The sequence below is a fragment of the Pedobacter sp. Bi27 genome, from assembly GCF_918698255.1.
GTDB lineage: Bacteria > Bacteroidota > Bacteroidia > Sphingobacteriales > Sphingobacteriaceae > Pedobacter.
Genome location: NZ_CAKKMW010000003.1, coordinates 226,776 through 240,914 on the forward strand (window position 1 = coordinate 226,776; position 14,139 = coordinate 240,914).

Sequence of the window (14,139 nt, forward strand, 5' to 3'; positions counted from 1 at the left end):
AACTGCCAATAAATGGATTGTAACCAAGTTTTTGTGTCGAAAGTTAAAAGACTAATTGTTGTTTTTACGCTTTTAATCGCGTTTTTATCTATCAAAATTGATACTTTCGCTCAGGTTGATAGCGCTGTTGTTCCTGTTGATAGTGTTGTAGCCGGATCTGCCGAAGCAGTTTCTGGTGAGCATGGCGCTGCTAAACATGGTGAAGAAAAATTCGAGCCAACTAAGGTAATTATGGAACACATTGCCGATTCGCATATGTGGCATCTTTGGGGGCATACTTCATTGCCTCTTCCAGTAATTTTATATACTGCTAACGGTTTGGAGGTTTTCTCTTCTGGTAACTTCCATCATGGAGAGCATGATTATAACGGTAAATACAATAATTATCGTTTAGAAGAAGATCATATAAAGGTAGTTGGTGCTGATGGAAAAATCGATGAAGAAGCAAGTAAGTCTGTTTTAGATTTCTCAATTACTAAAAACGTTGCTGCGATGTTCGTGGCGATTTTGATTATTTTAATTGTATTCATTTCAGTCGCTAGGGCGTATAAAAAACGCGTTGGTAAGGCACCAAAAGGTTTACAGTCTTTAATCGAACCGATCATTGTTTTTGTAAGGGATGATATTGCTAAGCCAAACATCGGTCATAAGTATGCTAAATTTATGCCTTACCTGTTAACCGTATTTTTCTTTATCTGGTTTAACAACTTGTTGGGATTGATTCCGATTTTTCCAGGTGGTGCTAACGTAACCGGTAACATTGCCTTGACTTTTGTGATGGCATTGGGTACTATGATTATTGTTAATATCAACGGTAATAAATATTACTGGAAACACATTTTAACACCTGATGTGCCTTGGTGGTTATATCCGATTATGATTCCTGTTGAATTAATTGGTATCATTTCTAAACCTTTCGCTTTAATGATTCGTTTGTTCGCAAACATTACAGCTGGTCACATTATCGTATTAAGTTTAATTTCCTTAATATTTATTTTCGAAACGGCTTGGATTTCTCCTGTTTCAGTGGCATTCGTAATATTTATGGATGTGTTAGAATTGCTGGTGGCATTTTTACAAGCCTTTATTTTTACATTATTAACTGCCTTGTTTATTGGTATGGCAGTAGAGGAGCATCATTAATAGAAAACTATTTTTTACAAATTAATATAAATAAATTAGTTATGGTAGGTTCAATCGCGGCAATTGGTGCCGGTTTAGCAGTAATCGGTGCAGGTATCGGTATCGGTCAAGTAGGTGGTAAAGCAATGGAAGGTATTGCTCGTCAACCAGAAGCTGCATCAAAAATTCAGACTGCAATGATTATCGCTGCTGCCCTTATCGAGGGTGCTGCTTTATTCGGTGTGGTAGTTGCATTATTAGGAAACAACCCTCAGTAATTCACCTGAAAAAATTAGGTTGGGTATTTAACGATTGGTTATTTACCCAATCTTATTAAAGAGATTAAGATTAAAAAAATTAGATAAAATGGATTTAGTAACCCCAAGCATAGGATTAATTTTTTGGACTGGAATATCGTTCATCTGCTTATTGATATTACTTAGAAAATTTGCATGGAAACCTATTTTAGGTGCTATTCACGAACGTGAGCAAAGCATTGATGAGGCACTTAACAAAGCTGAATTAGCCAAACAAGAAATGGCTCGTTTAACCAGCCAAAATCAAGATTTGATGCAACAGGCTCGCGCAGAACGTGATGAGATTTTAAAGGAAGCTAAAACTTTAAAGGATGGTATTTTAAACGAAGCTAAAAAACAAGCCCAGGTTGAAGGTGCTAAACTGATCGAGAAAGCTAAAATCGAAATCGAGAACCAAAAGAAAGCAGCTTTAGCTGAAGTTAAAGACCAGGTTTCTTCATTATCATTGGAAATTGCAGAACGTGTTTTACGTACCCAATTGGATGATAAAGCAAAACAAGAAACTTTAGTAGCTAACTTGTTAAAAGACGTTGAATTAAACTAAGCGTATTGCGTAAAGCGACGGGCGTACTAAACGCTAACCGCTAAACGCCAACCCAAAAGATATGTCAGAAATTAAAGTTGCAAGCAGATACGCCAAATCATTAATAGACTTAGCCGTTGAAAACAACGCGTTAGAGGATTCTTATAATGATATGGTTTTGTTTGAGAAAGTGGTTGATGAAACCCCTGAACTAGAAGCAATATTAAAAAACCCGATTGTACCTTTAGATAAAAAGACGGGTATTTTGAACGGTATTTTTGCTGATAAAGTAAGCAAGCTAACCATCTCGTTTTTTAAGATTGTGGTAAACAAAGGCCGTTCGGCGATTTTATTTGCCACTGCTAAACAGTTCGTTCAACAATATAACTTAATTAAGGGTATTGTTACTGCTGATGTAACTACTGCAAGTGCTTTAAGCCCTGCAGCTAAAGAGCAGATTATTGCGATTGTTAAAAGAGAATTAAACGCCAACCAGGTTATTGTTAACGAAAAAATTAACGAAAAATTAATTGGTGGTTTTATATTAAAAGTTGGTGATAAGCAATTTGATGCAAGTATTGCCAGCGGTTTAAGTAAACTAAGAAAAGAATTTGCGCAGTAAGCGCGAGGCGATAAACGTATAGCGGAAAACGCCATGCGCCAAATGCCAAACAAAAAAGTATTGCGATAAGCGGATGGCGAATAAATGCCAAGCGCCATGCGCTAAGCACTAAACATTTACAAAAAGATATAAAGTAAAATTATGGTAGAGGTAAGACCAGACGAAGTATCGGCAATTATCAGACAGCAATTGGCGGGCTTCAAATCAGAAACCGAACTGGAAGAAGTTGGTACCGTGTTGCAAGTGGGCGACGGTATTGCCCGTGTTTACGGTTTAACTAAAGTTCAATCGGGAGAATTAGTTGAATTTGCAAACGGCCTACAAGGGATCGTATTAAACCTTGAAGAAGATAACGTTGGTGTGGTACTTTTAGGTGCTTCAGATGAGATCAAAGAAGGTGATACGATTAAACGTACCAAAAAAATTGCCTCTATTAAAGTTGGTGAAGGTATGCTTGGCCGCGTAGTGAACACTTTAGGTGAGCCTTTAGATGGTAAAGGTCCAATCTTAGGTGAAACTTACGAAATGCCTTTAGAGCGTAAAGCACCAGGTGTAATTTATCGTCAGCCGGTAAATGAGCCTTTACAAACCGGTATTAAAGCAATTGATGCGATGATTCCAATCGGTCGTGGTCAACGCGAGTTGGTTATTGGCGACCGTCAGATTGGTAAAACTGCCGTTTGTATCGATACTATTATCAACCAAAAAGAATTTTATGAAGCAGGCCAGCCTGTGTTCTGTATTTATGTTGCTATCGGTCAGAAAAACTCTACTGTAGCTAACATTGTACGTACATTGGAAGAAAACGGCGCTTTACCATATACAGTTGTTGTTGCTGCTTCGGCTGCAGATCCTGCTCCAATGCAGTTCTATGCGCCGTTTGCAGGTGCTGCAATTGGTGAGTTTTTCCGCGATACTGGCAGACCAGCTTTAATCGTTTATGATGATTTATCTAAACAAGCTGTAGCTTACCGTGAGGTATCTTTATTACTTCGTCGTCCACCGGGCCGTGAAGCTTATCCAGGTGACGTTTTCTACTTACACAGTCGTTTGTTAGAAAGAGCTGCGAAAATCAATTCTAACGATGATATCGCAAAAGCGATGAATGATTTACCTGAATCGATCAAACATATCGTTAAAGGTGGTGGTTCATTAACAGCTTTACCGATTATCGAAACTCAGGCAGGTGACGTATCAGCATATATCCCAACCAACGTAATTTCGATTACTGATGGTCAGATTTTCTTAGAGTCGAACTTGTTCAACTCAGGTATCCGTCCGGCAATTAACGTAGGTATTTCGGTATCACGTGTAGGTGGTAATGCGCAGATCAAATCGATGAAAAAAGTAGCAGGTACTTTAAAATTGGATCAGGCTCAATACCGCGAACTAGAGGCTTTCTCTAAATTCGGTTCTGATTTAGATGCTGCAACGAAATCGGTTTTAGATAAAGGTGCACGTAACGTACAAATGTTAAAACAAGCTCAGTTTACCCCTTTTACAGTTGAAAAACAGGTAGCTATTGTTTATGCAGGTACTAAAAACTTAATGCGTAGTGTACCAGTTGATAAAGTAAAAGAATTCGAAACTGAATATTTAACGCAATTGGAACTACGTCATCCAGAAACTTTAGCGGCATTAAAAGCTGGTAAATTTGATGATACCATTACAGGTGTTTTAGATACAGTAGCAAAAGAGATTTCAAGTAAATACTAATTAGATACAAGTAGCGGGTATCAAGTATCAAGATTGGGTTTGTTCACCTATCTTGATACTTGATACTTAATACTCGATACTTAAAAAATGGCTAATTTAAAAGAAGTAAGAAACCGGATTGCATCGGTACAATCAACGCAGCAAATTACCAAGGCTATGAAAATGGTTTCGGCAGCTAAGTTGAAACGTGCTACCAATGCAATTATCGCTTTACGTCCTTATGCGACTAAACTGAAAGAGATTTTAGGTAATCTATCAGCAAGTTTAGAAGGGTCTTCATCGCCTTTTATACAAGAGCGTGAACCTAATAAGGTTTTAATTGTAACAGTATCATCAAACCGTGGTTTGGCTGGTGCTTTTAACATGAACGTGATTAAAGCGGCCAACAATTTAATTGCTGAGAAATATAGCGAACAGTTGAAAAACGGTAATGTAAGCATTATTTCTATCGGTAAGAAAACCCAGGATTTTTACGAAAAACGTAATTATAACGTAATTGGTAATAATAACGAAGTATACGCTGCTTTAACTTTCGAAAACGTAACCAAAATTACCGATACGATTATGGCCGGTTTTATTAAAGGTGAGTTCGATAAAGTGGAGGTTGTTTACAATCGTTTTAAAAATGCAGCGGTTCAGTTTATTACAACTGAGCAATTGTTGCCTTTACCAAAAGCGGAAGAAACAAAGGTTGAAAGTAAAACGACCAATGTTGATTACATTCTAGAGCCTTCGCAAGAAGAGATTGTAGGACAGTTGATTCCTAAATCAGTTAAAATTCAGTTATACAAAGCCGTTTTAGATTCTCACGCTTCTGAGCACGGTGCACGTATGACATCAATGGATAAAGCAACTGAAAATGCTGGAGAATTATTGAAAGCCTTAAAACTTTCATACAACCAGGCTCGCCAGGCAGCAATTACAACTGAGTTAACTGAGATTGTGAGTGGTGCAGCAGCATTGAACGGATAACATGTAGTTTGGGGTTGGGCGTTTTTAGTCCCGAGTCCGAAAAATATAAAGCCCATTTCTTAACTGAAATGGGCTTTTTTAATATTAATATAGTATGTAATCCAAAATTATTATATTTTTTATGGATTTCAATCCAAAATTATTATACTTTTTATGGATTGTAATCCAAAATTATTATACTTTTGTGTAGTAATTTTTTGTTATGATTATTAGGAAACAGTTGGATTATGCTTTGGCAAGGCTCTTTAAAGGGAAAGCTTTCATCGTTTTTGGCCCAAGGCAAACAGGTAAAACTACTTTTGTAGAACAGCTGTTAGCCAAAGTGGATAAAAGGACATTGTACCTGAATGGAGATGATGCTGATGTGAGGGAAACTTTAGCTAAACCGAATGCTATACAGATTGGCCAAATGCTTGGTAATTATGAAGTTCTATTTATTGATGAAGCTCAACGGATAAGTGATGTTGGATTATTGATTAAAATCATTGTAGATCGATTTAAAAATGTTCAAGTAATTGCTACAGGTTCGTCGGCTTTTGAACTATCGGGTAAGATTAACGAACCCTTAACTGGCCGGAAATATGAAATGATGCTTTTGCCTTTTTCGTATGCCGAACTGGTAAATGATACCGATTTCATTTCCGAAGAAAGATCGCTGGAGCAACGTTTAATTTATGGTTCTTATCCTGAAATTATTAACGATCCACAGCATGCCGAAGAGCATTTAAAATTACTTTCCGATAGCTACCTGTATAAGGATTTATTTGCACTCGAGGAGGTGAAGAAGCCACTGTTGTTTGAGAAAATTGTAAAGGCTTTGGCTTTACAGATTGGAAGCGAAGTGAATTTTTCTGAACTAGCACAATTGGTAAAAGCCGACCAGAAAACAGTTGATAAATATATCAGTCTGCTCGAAAAATCTTTTGTAGTTTTTACGCTGCCAGCATTTTCGGGTAACGTGCGCAACGAAATAAAAAAGAATAAAAAGATTTATTTCTACGATACCGGGATTGTAAACGCCATTACAAGGAATTTTAATCCCATTGCCAACAGAAACGATGTAGGTGCATTGTTTGAAAATTATATGATTGCCGAGCGGATGAAGTTTTTGCATCAGCATCAAATGGAAGCTGAATGCTTTTTCTGGCGTACAACTCAACAACAGGAAATCGATTATATCGAAAAAACGGATACGAGGCTTCTCGCTGTAGAATTTAAATGGAATGAAAGAGGTAAAAATAAAATCCCTGTAACTTTTACCCAGGCTTATCCTGAAGCGGAAACACTGGCTTTATCAAAAGGCGAAAGAGGAAGTTTTTTGAATGGTTAATCGTTTGTTGATAAAACTAAGATACCCATTCTTAAATTGGAATGGGCATCTTACTTATTTATAAGATTGAGTCATATTTACTCATAACTAATCTCAAATATCCATTTTCTAATTTTTTGCTCACGTTCTTTTCGTTGTAAACCGTTGCATTAAATTTAGCTTCTAAAATAGATGTGCCAGACTTTAATTTCTTTAAACTTGTGATTTCAAATTTTGAATTATTTTGAGCATCAGCGCTTAATTGTGGTGGTGTTCTAAATGAATCTGAACCATATGTTTTAAATCCATCAGAGATGCTTATCGCAACCCCATTTTGTATATTATCTCTACCATAATCCAGCGCATAATTTCTCTGCCCCACTGTAAATAAATCCATAATATCTTTTGGCCTTAAAATTAGTGACTGCAACATCGATGCTTTGTTATAAGTTTTAATAAATATTACGTCCACTTTTTGCTCATCATTATACATTCCATATTTCCTTGAGTATAAAACAGAATCTTTAATACCAGATATATAATAACCGTTGTCGACAATTGAATCTACTTTTGAATACGGTTGTCTATTACTGGCACTGTAGAAACTGGAATATTTAGATAGTTTATAAGTGATCCCATCGATACTGTAAGATATACTGTCATGAGCATATTCTAAAGGGTCTTCTTTTTCGATAACTACCGGAGGTTTAATAATCGGGTCATCTTTCTTGCAGGCCGCAAAGAAAAATAGGGCAATAGCTATCCCTAGTAGGCTTTTAGATTTCATAATAAATTGATTTTATTTGTGTGTGCCCAAAAATAGTTATTTTTATAACTAAAATCTTAATTGGTAGAAATTATTCTGATTATTGCGGTTGCTCCGTAGTCTATCTCTTACTTAGGTGTATTGTATTGAAGTATTTCTATGCAAATTATATAAGAACTGTTTTACAAGCGTTCAGGCCTGGTTAATGATAGTCTTTTAATATCTTTGCGGTATAATATCAACAATGAAAAAATACATCTTCATCATCTTGTCTGCTTTTCCGTTTTTTACAAAGGCCCAAAATCCTGCCCGTGATTATACCAATGCAGTGCTTTGGCAGCAAACTTCAGGCGAGTACAGGGCGTTATGCTTTCAGGCTTATAACTTTGCCCGTTTATCATTAAAAGAAGCATTATGGGCCGATACCAGCAAAAAGCCAAATTGTGTGGTTGTTGATATAGACGAGACGGTTTTGGACAACTCGGCTTTTCAGGGACATGAAATTAAGAAAGGACTGAGTTACGTACCTGCAGACTGGACCGAATGGACAAACCTGGCTAAAGCTGACACTGTTCCGGGGGCTTTGGCTTTTTTAAAGTTTGCTGCATTAAAGCATATCGAAATATTTTATGTGAGCAACCGCGATGAAAAGGATTATACCGCAACATTGAAAAATCTTAAAAGCTTTGGCTTTCCGTATGCAGATGATGCGCATTTAGTAGTTTCGAAAGGAACATCAAATAAAGAACCGCGCCGCCAAAAAATTACTGAAACGCATAACATTCTCTTGTTGTGTGGCGATAATTTAAGCGATTTTAGCAATATTTTTTATCGTGAAAATAAAAATACCTTTGAACAGGTAAACACAAATCAGCACCTATTTGGTACAAAGTATATCGTGTTGCCAAACCCAATGTACGGAGATTGGGAAAAGCCTTTGTATCAGGGAGAAAAACTTAGTGATAAAGATAAAGCGAAACAAAGATTAGAACGATTAAAAAGTTACTAAGTTTTATAATTATTCAGCAATAAGTATTACTTTTGCAGCATCATAAAAATAAACATTATGGAGAACAACGAATTAAAGCACAATACAGAAAGTATGAAAACGGCTAACCAGCCAGGAATTTATAAATTAATGATTTTTGGTGTACTGGTTTGCATGGTGGGTACTTACGCACGTTTCGCTTATGATTCGTGGCAAGTATCTTTAGCATCCTGGATTGTTTTATTCATCGGTGCAATTATTGCCATTAAAGGTGTATTCAAAATATTAGACGCATAAGCCAATTGCGATCAAGATATAAAAGCCGGTCATGTTTATTCATGATCGGCTTTTTTGTTTATAGGCACAAATCCATCAGATTTTAAATCTTGCAGCCTCATTGAGGCCATTAAAATAATACCCTGATGAAGAATCAGGGACTATCGCGACTGTCGGGTTTAGGATAGAAAGGTCTGCCTAAGTAATTTAAACCTGACAGGAGCGGGCACCGAACGCAGAGCGGTAAAGCGGATGGCAGGGCTTTCGGAACCGATGTACACAGTAACCTGCTTTTCAAAAAAGACACCCATTAAAGACGCTAGGCAAACCTCGCAAGCTTTCAAAACCTGCGAGGTTTATAATAACCAAAAAAAAACCTCCAAACCCCCTTCTCACTACTCCAAGCTCAACATTGGGTTACCTAAATACGATTACTGTATTAAGGGAAACACAGCGTTAAAAGCTAACCAAAACGCTGCACTTCTTATGGCCATTTGAAGCAAATATTTAAAATGATTATTTATTTAAAAACACACAATCATGAAAAGGAATATTATTGCTATAGCCATAATTTTGGCCCTATTTGGCTGTAACGCCGAAAAAAAAGATTACGCCCGTACTGACAAAGAAAGTATGGCAGATACTACTGCTACAGTAGAGTTGCCCGCCGAAAAAATTATTAAAACTGCTGATATGCGGTTTCGTGTGAAAGATGTTCAAAACACCAAAGAACAGCTCAGTAAAGCCATTAAAGCCGAAGGGGGTACGGTGGCTGAGTTTTCTATTGAAAGTTCCATCCAGGAAACCGATAAGGTTAAGCAATCTACTGATTCGTTAAAAGAAATTACTTCCTATCGTACACAAGGTTATTTGGTGGCAAAAGTTCCGTCTGAGAAACTGGATGAATTTACCAATACCATTGCAAAAATGGCGGTTTTTGTGGATAACCAATCGATGAAGATGGACGATCAGAGTATCGCCTATTTATCCAATAAGCTGAAAGCACAGAATCGGGTCGATGCGATTGAAAAAATCAATAAAGTAGCCTCGAAGAAAAGTGCCAATGTAGAATCTTCTCTTTACATCAAAGACGATTATGTTGACAAGAGAATTGAGAATATGCAAATCGATAGCCGTGTAAAATTCAGTACCATTACTCTTAATTTTTATCAGGATAATACCGTTAAAACGATGATTGTTGCCAATGACAATCTGTACGATTACCGCCCGGCATTTATCAACAGACTTTGGTTGGGTATTGTAAATGGTTGGACCATTTTTAAAGAAATCATCATCGCAATTTCCAATTTATGGATGTTGATATTGGTCGGTATCGCAATCTTCTTCACTATCAAATATTTTGTCCGCAAGAATAAACTGGCAATGGCTGAAGCGACTAAAAATATGATTGATCAGGCTAGGCAGTAAGAATCTATTCCTTCAACTACGCTACCAATGACAGATTAAATAATCGACCGTCATTCCCGCGCAGGCGGGAATCTTAAAGTTTATAGCATTAGGATTATTCATAAGTTTTCTTTTTTTCAGAGGCATTCATGAGCACTCCGTGGTTCCCAATCAAGTTGGGAATGACGATACCTCGTGACCTATCATCGTCATTCGCTCTCCTTCGGTTGGTGATTCACCAACCGATATTTATTTCTTTGCTTTAACCACTAAACCTTTAACCTTGGTTTTGTTATCACTTACAAAAGATTCCCAACCTGAATAGGTTTTGGATTTTCCACCAGAGGTAATTTTTTGAAAAGAATGGCAAACGGCTACTGCTAACCCATCGGTAGCATCTAAAAACTCTGGCGTTTCTTTAAAATTTAACAAGCGTTGCAACATGGCTGCCACTTGCTCTTTAGTAGCATTTCCGCTGCCGGTAATGGATTGTTTGATCTTACGTGGAGAATATTCGGTTACCGAGATATTTCTGGAGAGTGCAGCTGCAATGGCAATGCCCTGCGCGCGGCCGAGTTTTAATAATACCTGAATGTTTTTACCATAAAATGGTGCTTCGATGGCGAGGACATCTGGCTTATACTGATCGATCAAAACCACTGTTTTTTCGAATATCCGCTGAAGCTTAAGAAAAGGATCATCCAAATGGGTCATCTTTACCACCCCTAAACTGATCAGTTCTGTTTTATTTCCCTTCTCTAAAATTACGCCATAACCCATCACCGCTGTGCCTGGATCAATGCCCATAATAACCCGTTCCTTTTTTTCGTTCAACATTACAGCAATATTAAGCATATTTGCAAACTAAAAAGATAATCTTGACAGGCAGGAACAAAAAAATATTATCAATCTTCATCAAAGCTGCAATCGTAATATTTGCTTTTTGGTTTATTTACCATAAGCTCGTTGCGAATAAAAATCTGCACGATTTCAGTGCATTATTAAAAAATATCCCTCAAACAGAAATTATTACGGTAATTGGTATCGTGGTGTTATTGATGTTTGTGAATTGGTTTTTGGAGGCGGGAAAATGGAAATACCTCATGAGCCACATCGAGTCTATCAGTTTTTATCGCGCTATCGAATCGGTATTTTGCGGATTAACACTGGCCATTTTTACACCCAACAGGCTAGGAGAGTATGGAGGAAGGGTATTTTTCCTGTCACCTAAAAGAAGGATTGTAGGCATAGTTGCCATGAGTGTGGGCAGCATCGGTCAACTGGTATTAACGAATGTTTTTGGAGCCATAGCCGCCTGTTTTTTTGTTTATCGTTTTATTCCGATCGACCGTGTACTTTTTATCGCCATGGTATTTCTCGCGGTATTTTTCTGCCTGTTTTTCCTGATCTTCTACTTTAACATCCGATGGTTAAACGGCATTTTGCTATCCTTTAAACTTACCAGGAAATACAAGAAATTTTACAGCATTTTAGCGAGGTATCGAAAAAGGGAACTATTCAAAATCATCACTTATTGTTTTGTTCGCTATTTGGTGTTTAGCTCACAATACTTCATCTTGTTTGTATGGTTGGTGCCGGGTTTGCATTATGCAGATATCATCATGATGACCTGTTTGCTCTTTTTGGTACAATCGGCATTACCGTCACTTGATCTTTTTGATGTGGGTATCAGGAGTGTTACCGCTGTTGAATTATTTAAACACGTAACTGATCAGCATGTGGCCGTTATTGCATGTACTGCAAGTATTTGGCTCATAAATATTATAATTCCTGCTATCTTAGGCACTTATTTCGTTTTTAAACTCAATTTTTTTGGAAATCTTAAATCTAATTAGTCTAGTATCTGCTGCTTTAACCTTAATCTATGGTTTTTTGGTCCTTAATTTTATCAGAGGATGGCATAACCTGGTTTATTTTACTCCACAAAAGTCCGATCCTCAAACCAAAGTTTCTATCATTGTTGCCGCAAGGGATGAGGAAGCCAATATCACTAAAACCATTGATGACCTGGTTGCACAGCGATACCCTAAGGTTTTAACCGAAATTATTATTATCGATGACCATTCTACCGATCGTACGGCAGAAATTGTGTTAAGTTATGCAGACCGGAATGTGAAACTGATTAAGCTGAATGAAGATAGGGCCCTGAATTCATACAAAAAAAAGGCTATACAAACTGCAATAGGGACTTGTTCTGGCGATCTGATTATCACTACTGATGCCGATTGCAGGATGGGCGCAGATTGGCTGGCTACCATTGTAAACCTATATGAGCAGAAAAATTATAAAATGATCTCCTCTCCGGTAGCCTATTTTCAGGAGAAAAGTTTCTTTGAGCGTCTGCAGTCGTTAGAGTTTCTATACCTGATCGGCTTGGGGGCCTCTACTATTGGCAATAAGGAACCCTCTACCTGTAACGGAGCAAATTTAGCTTACGCGAAAACAACCTTTTATGAAGTTGGTGGCTTTCAGGGCATAGATGACCTGGCTTCAGGTGATGATGAGCTACTGTTGCATAAAATTGCTGCCAAGTATCCTGATCAGATCGGTTTTCTCAAAAATAGAGAAGCCATTGTGTATACACATGCAAAAGAAACCTTGGGCGCATTTATTCAGCAACGCAAACGTTGGGCTTCTAAAAGTACCCGTTATAAAAATAAGGCTATTATCGTGTTAGGGGTTCTGATTTGGATCTTTAACCTCACTATTCTGGCAAACTTTATCACCGGGCTTTTTATTCCGGGTTTTTTGACCATTACATTTTATCAACTATTGGTTAAAATGATTTTAGAAACCTTATTTTTATGGGATGTAACGGGCTTTGCAAAAAGGCGCAGTTTACTCATTTTAATCCCGGTTTTAAATGTGCTGCATGTGCTTTATATGGTGTACATCGGCATTGCTGGAAACAGCGGAAAATACAATTGGAAAGGCAGAATGGTTAGATAATGGATAATAGCCCATCAAAAAAAGTATGGTTAAAGTTTAAACGGAATAAATTTGCCTTCGGCGGATTGGTCTTTATTTTACTTTTGATGGTAATGGGTATTTTGGGCTACTTAATTATGCCTGATGATTCTCCAAATGCGAACGTTCAGATTCTCCAGTTAAACAAAAAGAAACCCGGAAGTACATTTACGTTTTTAATTATCAGTAGGAGCCCGAAAGTAGAAAAGCTTAACTTTTTCGAAAGAATGTTAAACGGGCAAACACCAACTTTTAAAAGTATCCCGATTACTTCTTACAAGATAAAAGGTAAAAATGTTTTTGTACAGGAATATATTGGTGATGATGAAAAAGCCAAGGAAACGAAGTATGAACTTAAGGATTTGTGCCCTTCTTGCGTAGTACTCTCCAAAATAGGGAGCCCGCAGGCGCTTTTCGAAAAAAATAACATTTATAAAAAGACTTATATTTTAGGTACAGATATTTACGGACGTGATTTATTAAGCCGGTTGATTTTAGGTATCAGAGTTTCGTTATCTGTAGGTTTAATGGCCGTGCTTATCTCTCTTTTTATTGGCGTGAGTTTAGGAGCCATTGCTGGCTATTTTGGTGGTCGCGTAGACGCAGCCATCAGTTGGTTTATGAACGTAGTTTGGTCACTGCCCTCGTTACTGTTGGTAATCGCCATATCATTCGCTTTAGGCAAGGGTTTTTGGCAGATTTTTATTGCGGTAGGCTTATCAACCTGGGTCGATGTAGCAAGGTTGGTACGCGGGCAGGTAATGGCTTTAAAAGAAGTCGAATTTGTAGAGGCCGCAAGGGCCTTGGGCTTTAGCACGAGCAGAACCATTATCAAACATATACTACCAAACATCGCGGGACCAATTTTAGTTGTTGCCTCATCAAATTTTGCCTCAGCCATATTGCTGGAAACAGGCTTAAGCTTTTTAGGCTTTGGCGCTCAGCCACCTATGCCAAGCTGGGGAAGCATGATTAAGGAACATTATGGTTATATTATTATGGATGCAGCCTACTTAGCTGTTTTGCCCGGTTTAGCCATTATGTTTACTGTTTATGCCTTTAATGTACTGGCTATAGGCTTACGCGATGCCTTTGATGTAAAAGGACAAAATGTAACTGTTTAATCAATATCA

Annotated in this window: 15 protein-coding genes; 13 read left to right on the forward strand and 2 right to left on the reverse strand. The window is 37.5% G+C overall.

From position 1 onward, the window contains the following. Positions 1 to 12: 12 nt before the first annotated feature. The 7 genes from atpB (at position 13) to LQ227_RS11135 (ending at position 6,602) form a co-directional block, all read left to right on the forward strand. A complete protein-coding gene (gene atpB, locus LQ227_RS11105; RefSeq protein ID WP_230144429.1) occupies positions 13 to 1,143 on the forward strand; it encodes a F0F1 ATP synthase subunit A in 1,131 nt (376 codons plus the stop codon). Positions 1,144 to 1,184: 41 nt separating this feature from the next. Then, positions 1,185 to 1,400 (forward strand): ATP synthase F0 subunit C, encoded by a 216-nt coding sequence (gene atpE, locus LQ227_RS11110; protein ID WP_056087863.1) that lies wholly within the window; start codon positions 1,185 to 1,187, stop codon positions 1,398 to 1,400. Between the two features lie 88 nt (positions 1,401 to 1,488). Further along, a complete protein-coding gene (locus LQ227_RS11115) occupies positions 1,489 to 1,983 on the forward strand; it encodes a F0F1 ATP synthase subunit B (protein ID WP_057931912.1) in 495 nt (164 codons plus the stop codon). Between the two features lie 61 nt (positions 1,984 to 2,044). Next, the gene (atpH, locus tag LQ227_RS11120) at positions 2,045 to 2,584 is read left to right on the forward strand and encodes an ATP synthase F1 subunit delta (RefSeq protein ID WP_230144430.1); all 540 of its coding nucleotides are present in this window, start codon (positions 2,045 to 2,047) and stop codon (positions 2,582 to 2,584) included. A gap of 141 nt (positions 2,585 to 2,725) precedes the next feature. Continuing rightward, positions 2,726 to 4,300: a F0F1 ATP synthase subunit alpha gene (atpA, locus tag LQ227_RS11125; RefSeq protein WP_029279568.1), complete on the forward strand. Its 1,575-nt coding sequence runs from the start codon at positions 2,726 to 2,728 to the stop codon at positions 4,298 to 4,300. An 87-nt stretch (positions 4,301 to 4,387) separates the two neighbouring features. Continuing rightward, the gene (atpG, locus tag LQ227_RS11130) at positions 4,388 to 5,272 is read left to right on the forward strand and encodes an ATP synthase F1 subunit gamma (protein WP_230149385.1); all 885 of its coding nucleotides are present in this window, start codon (positions 4,388 to 4,390) and stop codon (positions 5,270 to 5,272) included. 202 nt (positions 5,273 to 5,474) lie between these two features. Further along, positions 5,475 to 6,602, forward strand: coding sequence for an ATP-binding protein (locus LQ227_RS11135; RefSeq protein WP_230144431.1), 1,128 nt, complete (start codon positions 5,475 to 5,477; stop codon positions 6,600 to 6,602). Between the two features lie 58 nt (positions 6,603 to 6,660). Here the strand turns inward: LQ227_RS11135 and LQ227_RS11140 are convergent, their stop codons facing one another. After that, positions 6,661 to 7,368: a hypothetical protein gene (locus tag LQ227_RS11140; protein WP_230144432.1), complete on the reverse strand. Its 708-nt coding sequence runs from the start codon at positions 7,366 to 7,368 to the stop codon at positions 6,661 to 6,663. A 223-nt stretch (positions 7,369 to 7,591) separates the two neighbouring features. Here LQ227_RS11140 and LQ227_RS11145 point away from each other — a divergent pair, with 223 nt between their 5' ends. The 3 genes from LQ227_RS11145 (at position 7,592) to LQ227_RS11155 (ending at position 10,039) form a co-directional block, all read left to right on the forward strand. Then, positions 7,592 to 8,356: a 5'-nucleotidase, lipoprotein e(P4) family gene (locus LQ227_RS11145; RefSeq protein WP_230144433.1), complete on the forward strand. Its 765-nt coding sequence runs from the start codon at positions 7,592 to 7,594 to the stop codon at positions 8,354 to 8,356. A 57-nt stretch (positions 8,357 to 8,413) separates the two neighbouring features. Beyond that, positions 8,414 to 8,632 carry a hypothetical protein gene (locus LQ227_RS11150; RefSeq protein ID WP_029278686.1) on the forward strand — a complete coding sequence of 73 codons (219 nt, stop codon included), beginning with the start codon at positions 8,414 to 8,416 and terminating at the stop codon, positions 8,630 to 8,632. A gap of 519 nt (positions 8,633 to 9,151) precedes the next feature. Next, positions 9,152 to 10,039 (forward strand): DUF4349 domain-containing protein, encoded by an 888-nt coding sequence (locus LQ227_RS11155; RefSeq protein ID WP_230144434.1) that lies wholly within the window; start codon positions 9,152 to 9,154, stop codon positions 10,037 to 10,039. 228 nt (positions 10,040 to 10,267) lie between these two features. Here the strand turns inward: LQ227_RS11155 and ruvC are convergent, their stop codons facing one another. Next, positions 10,268 to 10,855 (reverse strand): crossover junction endodeoxyribonuclease RuvC, encoded by a 588-nt coding sequence (gene ruvC, locus LQ227_RS11160; protein ID WP_230144435.1) that lies wholly within the window; start codon positions 10,853 to 10,855, stop codon positions 10,268 to 10,270. A gap of 41 nt (positions 10,856 to 10,896) precedes the next feature. Here ruvC and LQ227_RS11165 point away from each other — a divergent pair, with 41 nt between their 5' ends. Genes LQ227_RS11165 through LQ227_RS11175 form a run of 3 tightly spaced genes read left to right on the forward strand, consistent with a single transcriptional unit; the run spans position 10,897 to position 14,130 of the window. Then, positions 10,897 to 11,874 (forward strand): lysylphosphatidylglycerol synthase domain-containing protein, encoded by a 978-nt coding sequence (locus LQ227_RS11165; RefSeq protein WP_230144436.1) that lies wholly within the window; start codon positions 10,897 to 10,899, stop codon positions 11,872 to 11,874. After that, positions 11,852 to 12,988 carry a glycosyltransferase gene (locus LQ227_RS11170; protein ID WP_230144437.1) on the forward strand — a complete coding sequence of 379 codons (1,137 nt, stop codon included), beginning with the start codon at positions 11,852 to 11,854 and terminating at the stop codon, positions 12,986 to 12,988. The genes LQ227_RS11165 and LQ227_RS11170 overlap by 23 nt, the downstream gene beginning before the upstream one ends. Further along, the gene (locus LQ227_RS11175; RefSeq protein ID WP_230144438.1) at positions 12,988 to 14,130 is read left to right on the forward strand and encodes an ABC transporter permease; all 1,143 of its coding nucleotides are present in this window, start codon (positions 12,988 to 12,990) and stop codon (positions 14,128 to 14,130) included. Before LQ227_RS11170 ends, LQ227_RS11175 begins: the two co-directional genes overlap by 1 nt. Positions 14,131 to 14,139: the final 9 nt, after the last annotated feature.

Coding starts and splice junctions, on each gene's coding strand:
- LQ227_RS11145 (WP_230144433.1), top strand. CDS start 7,592: ATGAAAAAATACATCTTCATCATCTTGTCTGCTTTTCCGTTTTTTACA.
- atpA (WP_029279568.1), top strand. CDS start 2,726: ATGGTAGAGGTAAGACCAGACGAAGTATCGGCAATTATCAGACAGCAA.
- LQ227_RS11150 (WP_029278686.1), top strand. CDS start 8,414: ATGGAGAACAACGAATTAAAGCACAATACAGAAAGTATGAAAACGGCT.
- LQ227_RS11115 (WP_057931912.1), top strand. CDS start 1,489: ATGGATTTAGTAACCCCAAGCATAGGATTAATTTTTTGGACTGGAATA.
- LQ227_RS11135 (WP_230144431.1), top strand. CDS start 5,475: ATGATTATTAGGAAACAGTTGGATTATGCTTTGGCAAGGCTCTTTAAA.
- LQ227_RS11155 (WP_230144434.1), top strand. CDS start 9,152: ATGAAAAGGAATATTATTGCTATAGCCATAATTTTGGCCCTATTTGGC.
- atpB (WP_230144429.1), top strand. CDS start 13: ATGGATTGTAACCAAGTTTTTGTGTCGAAAGTTAAAAGACTAATTGTT.
- atpE (WP_056087863.1), top strand. CDS start 1,185: ATGGTAGGTTCAATCGCGGCAATTGGTGCCGGTTTAGCAGTAATCGGT.
- LQ227_RS11140 (WP_230144432.1), bottom strand. CDS start 7,368: ATGAAATCTAAAAGCCTACTAGGGATAGCTATTGCCCTATTTTTCTTT.
- LQ227_RS11175 (WP_230144438.1), top strand. CDS start 12,988: ATGGATAATAGCCCATCAAAAAAAGTATGGTTAAAGTTTAAACGGAAT.
- atpG (WP_230149385.1), top strand. CDS start 4,388: ATGGCTAATTTAAAAGAAGTAAGAAACCGGATTGCATCGGTACAATCA.
- atpH (WP_230144430.1), top strand. CDS start 2,045: ATGTCAGAAATTAAAGTTGCAAGCAGATACGCCAAATCATTAATAGAC.
- ruvC (WP_230144435.1), bottom strand. CDS start 10,855: ATGTTGAACGAAAAAAAGGAACGGGTTATTATGGGCATTGATCCAGGC.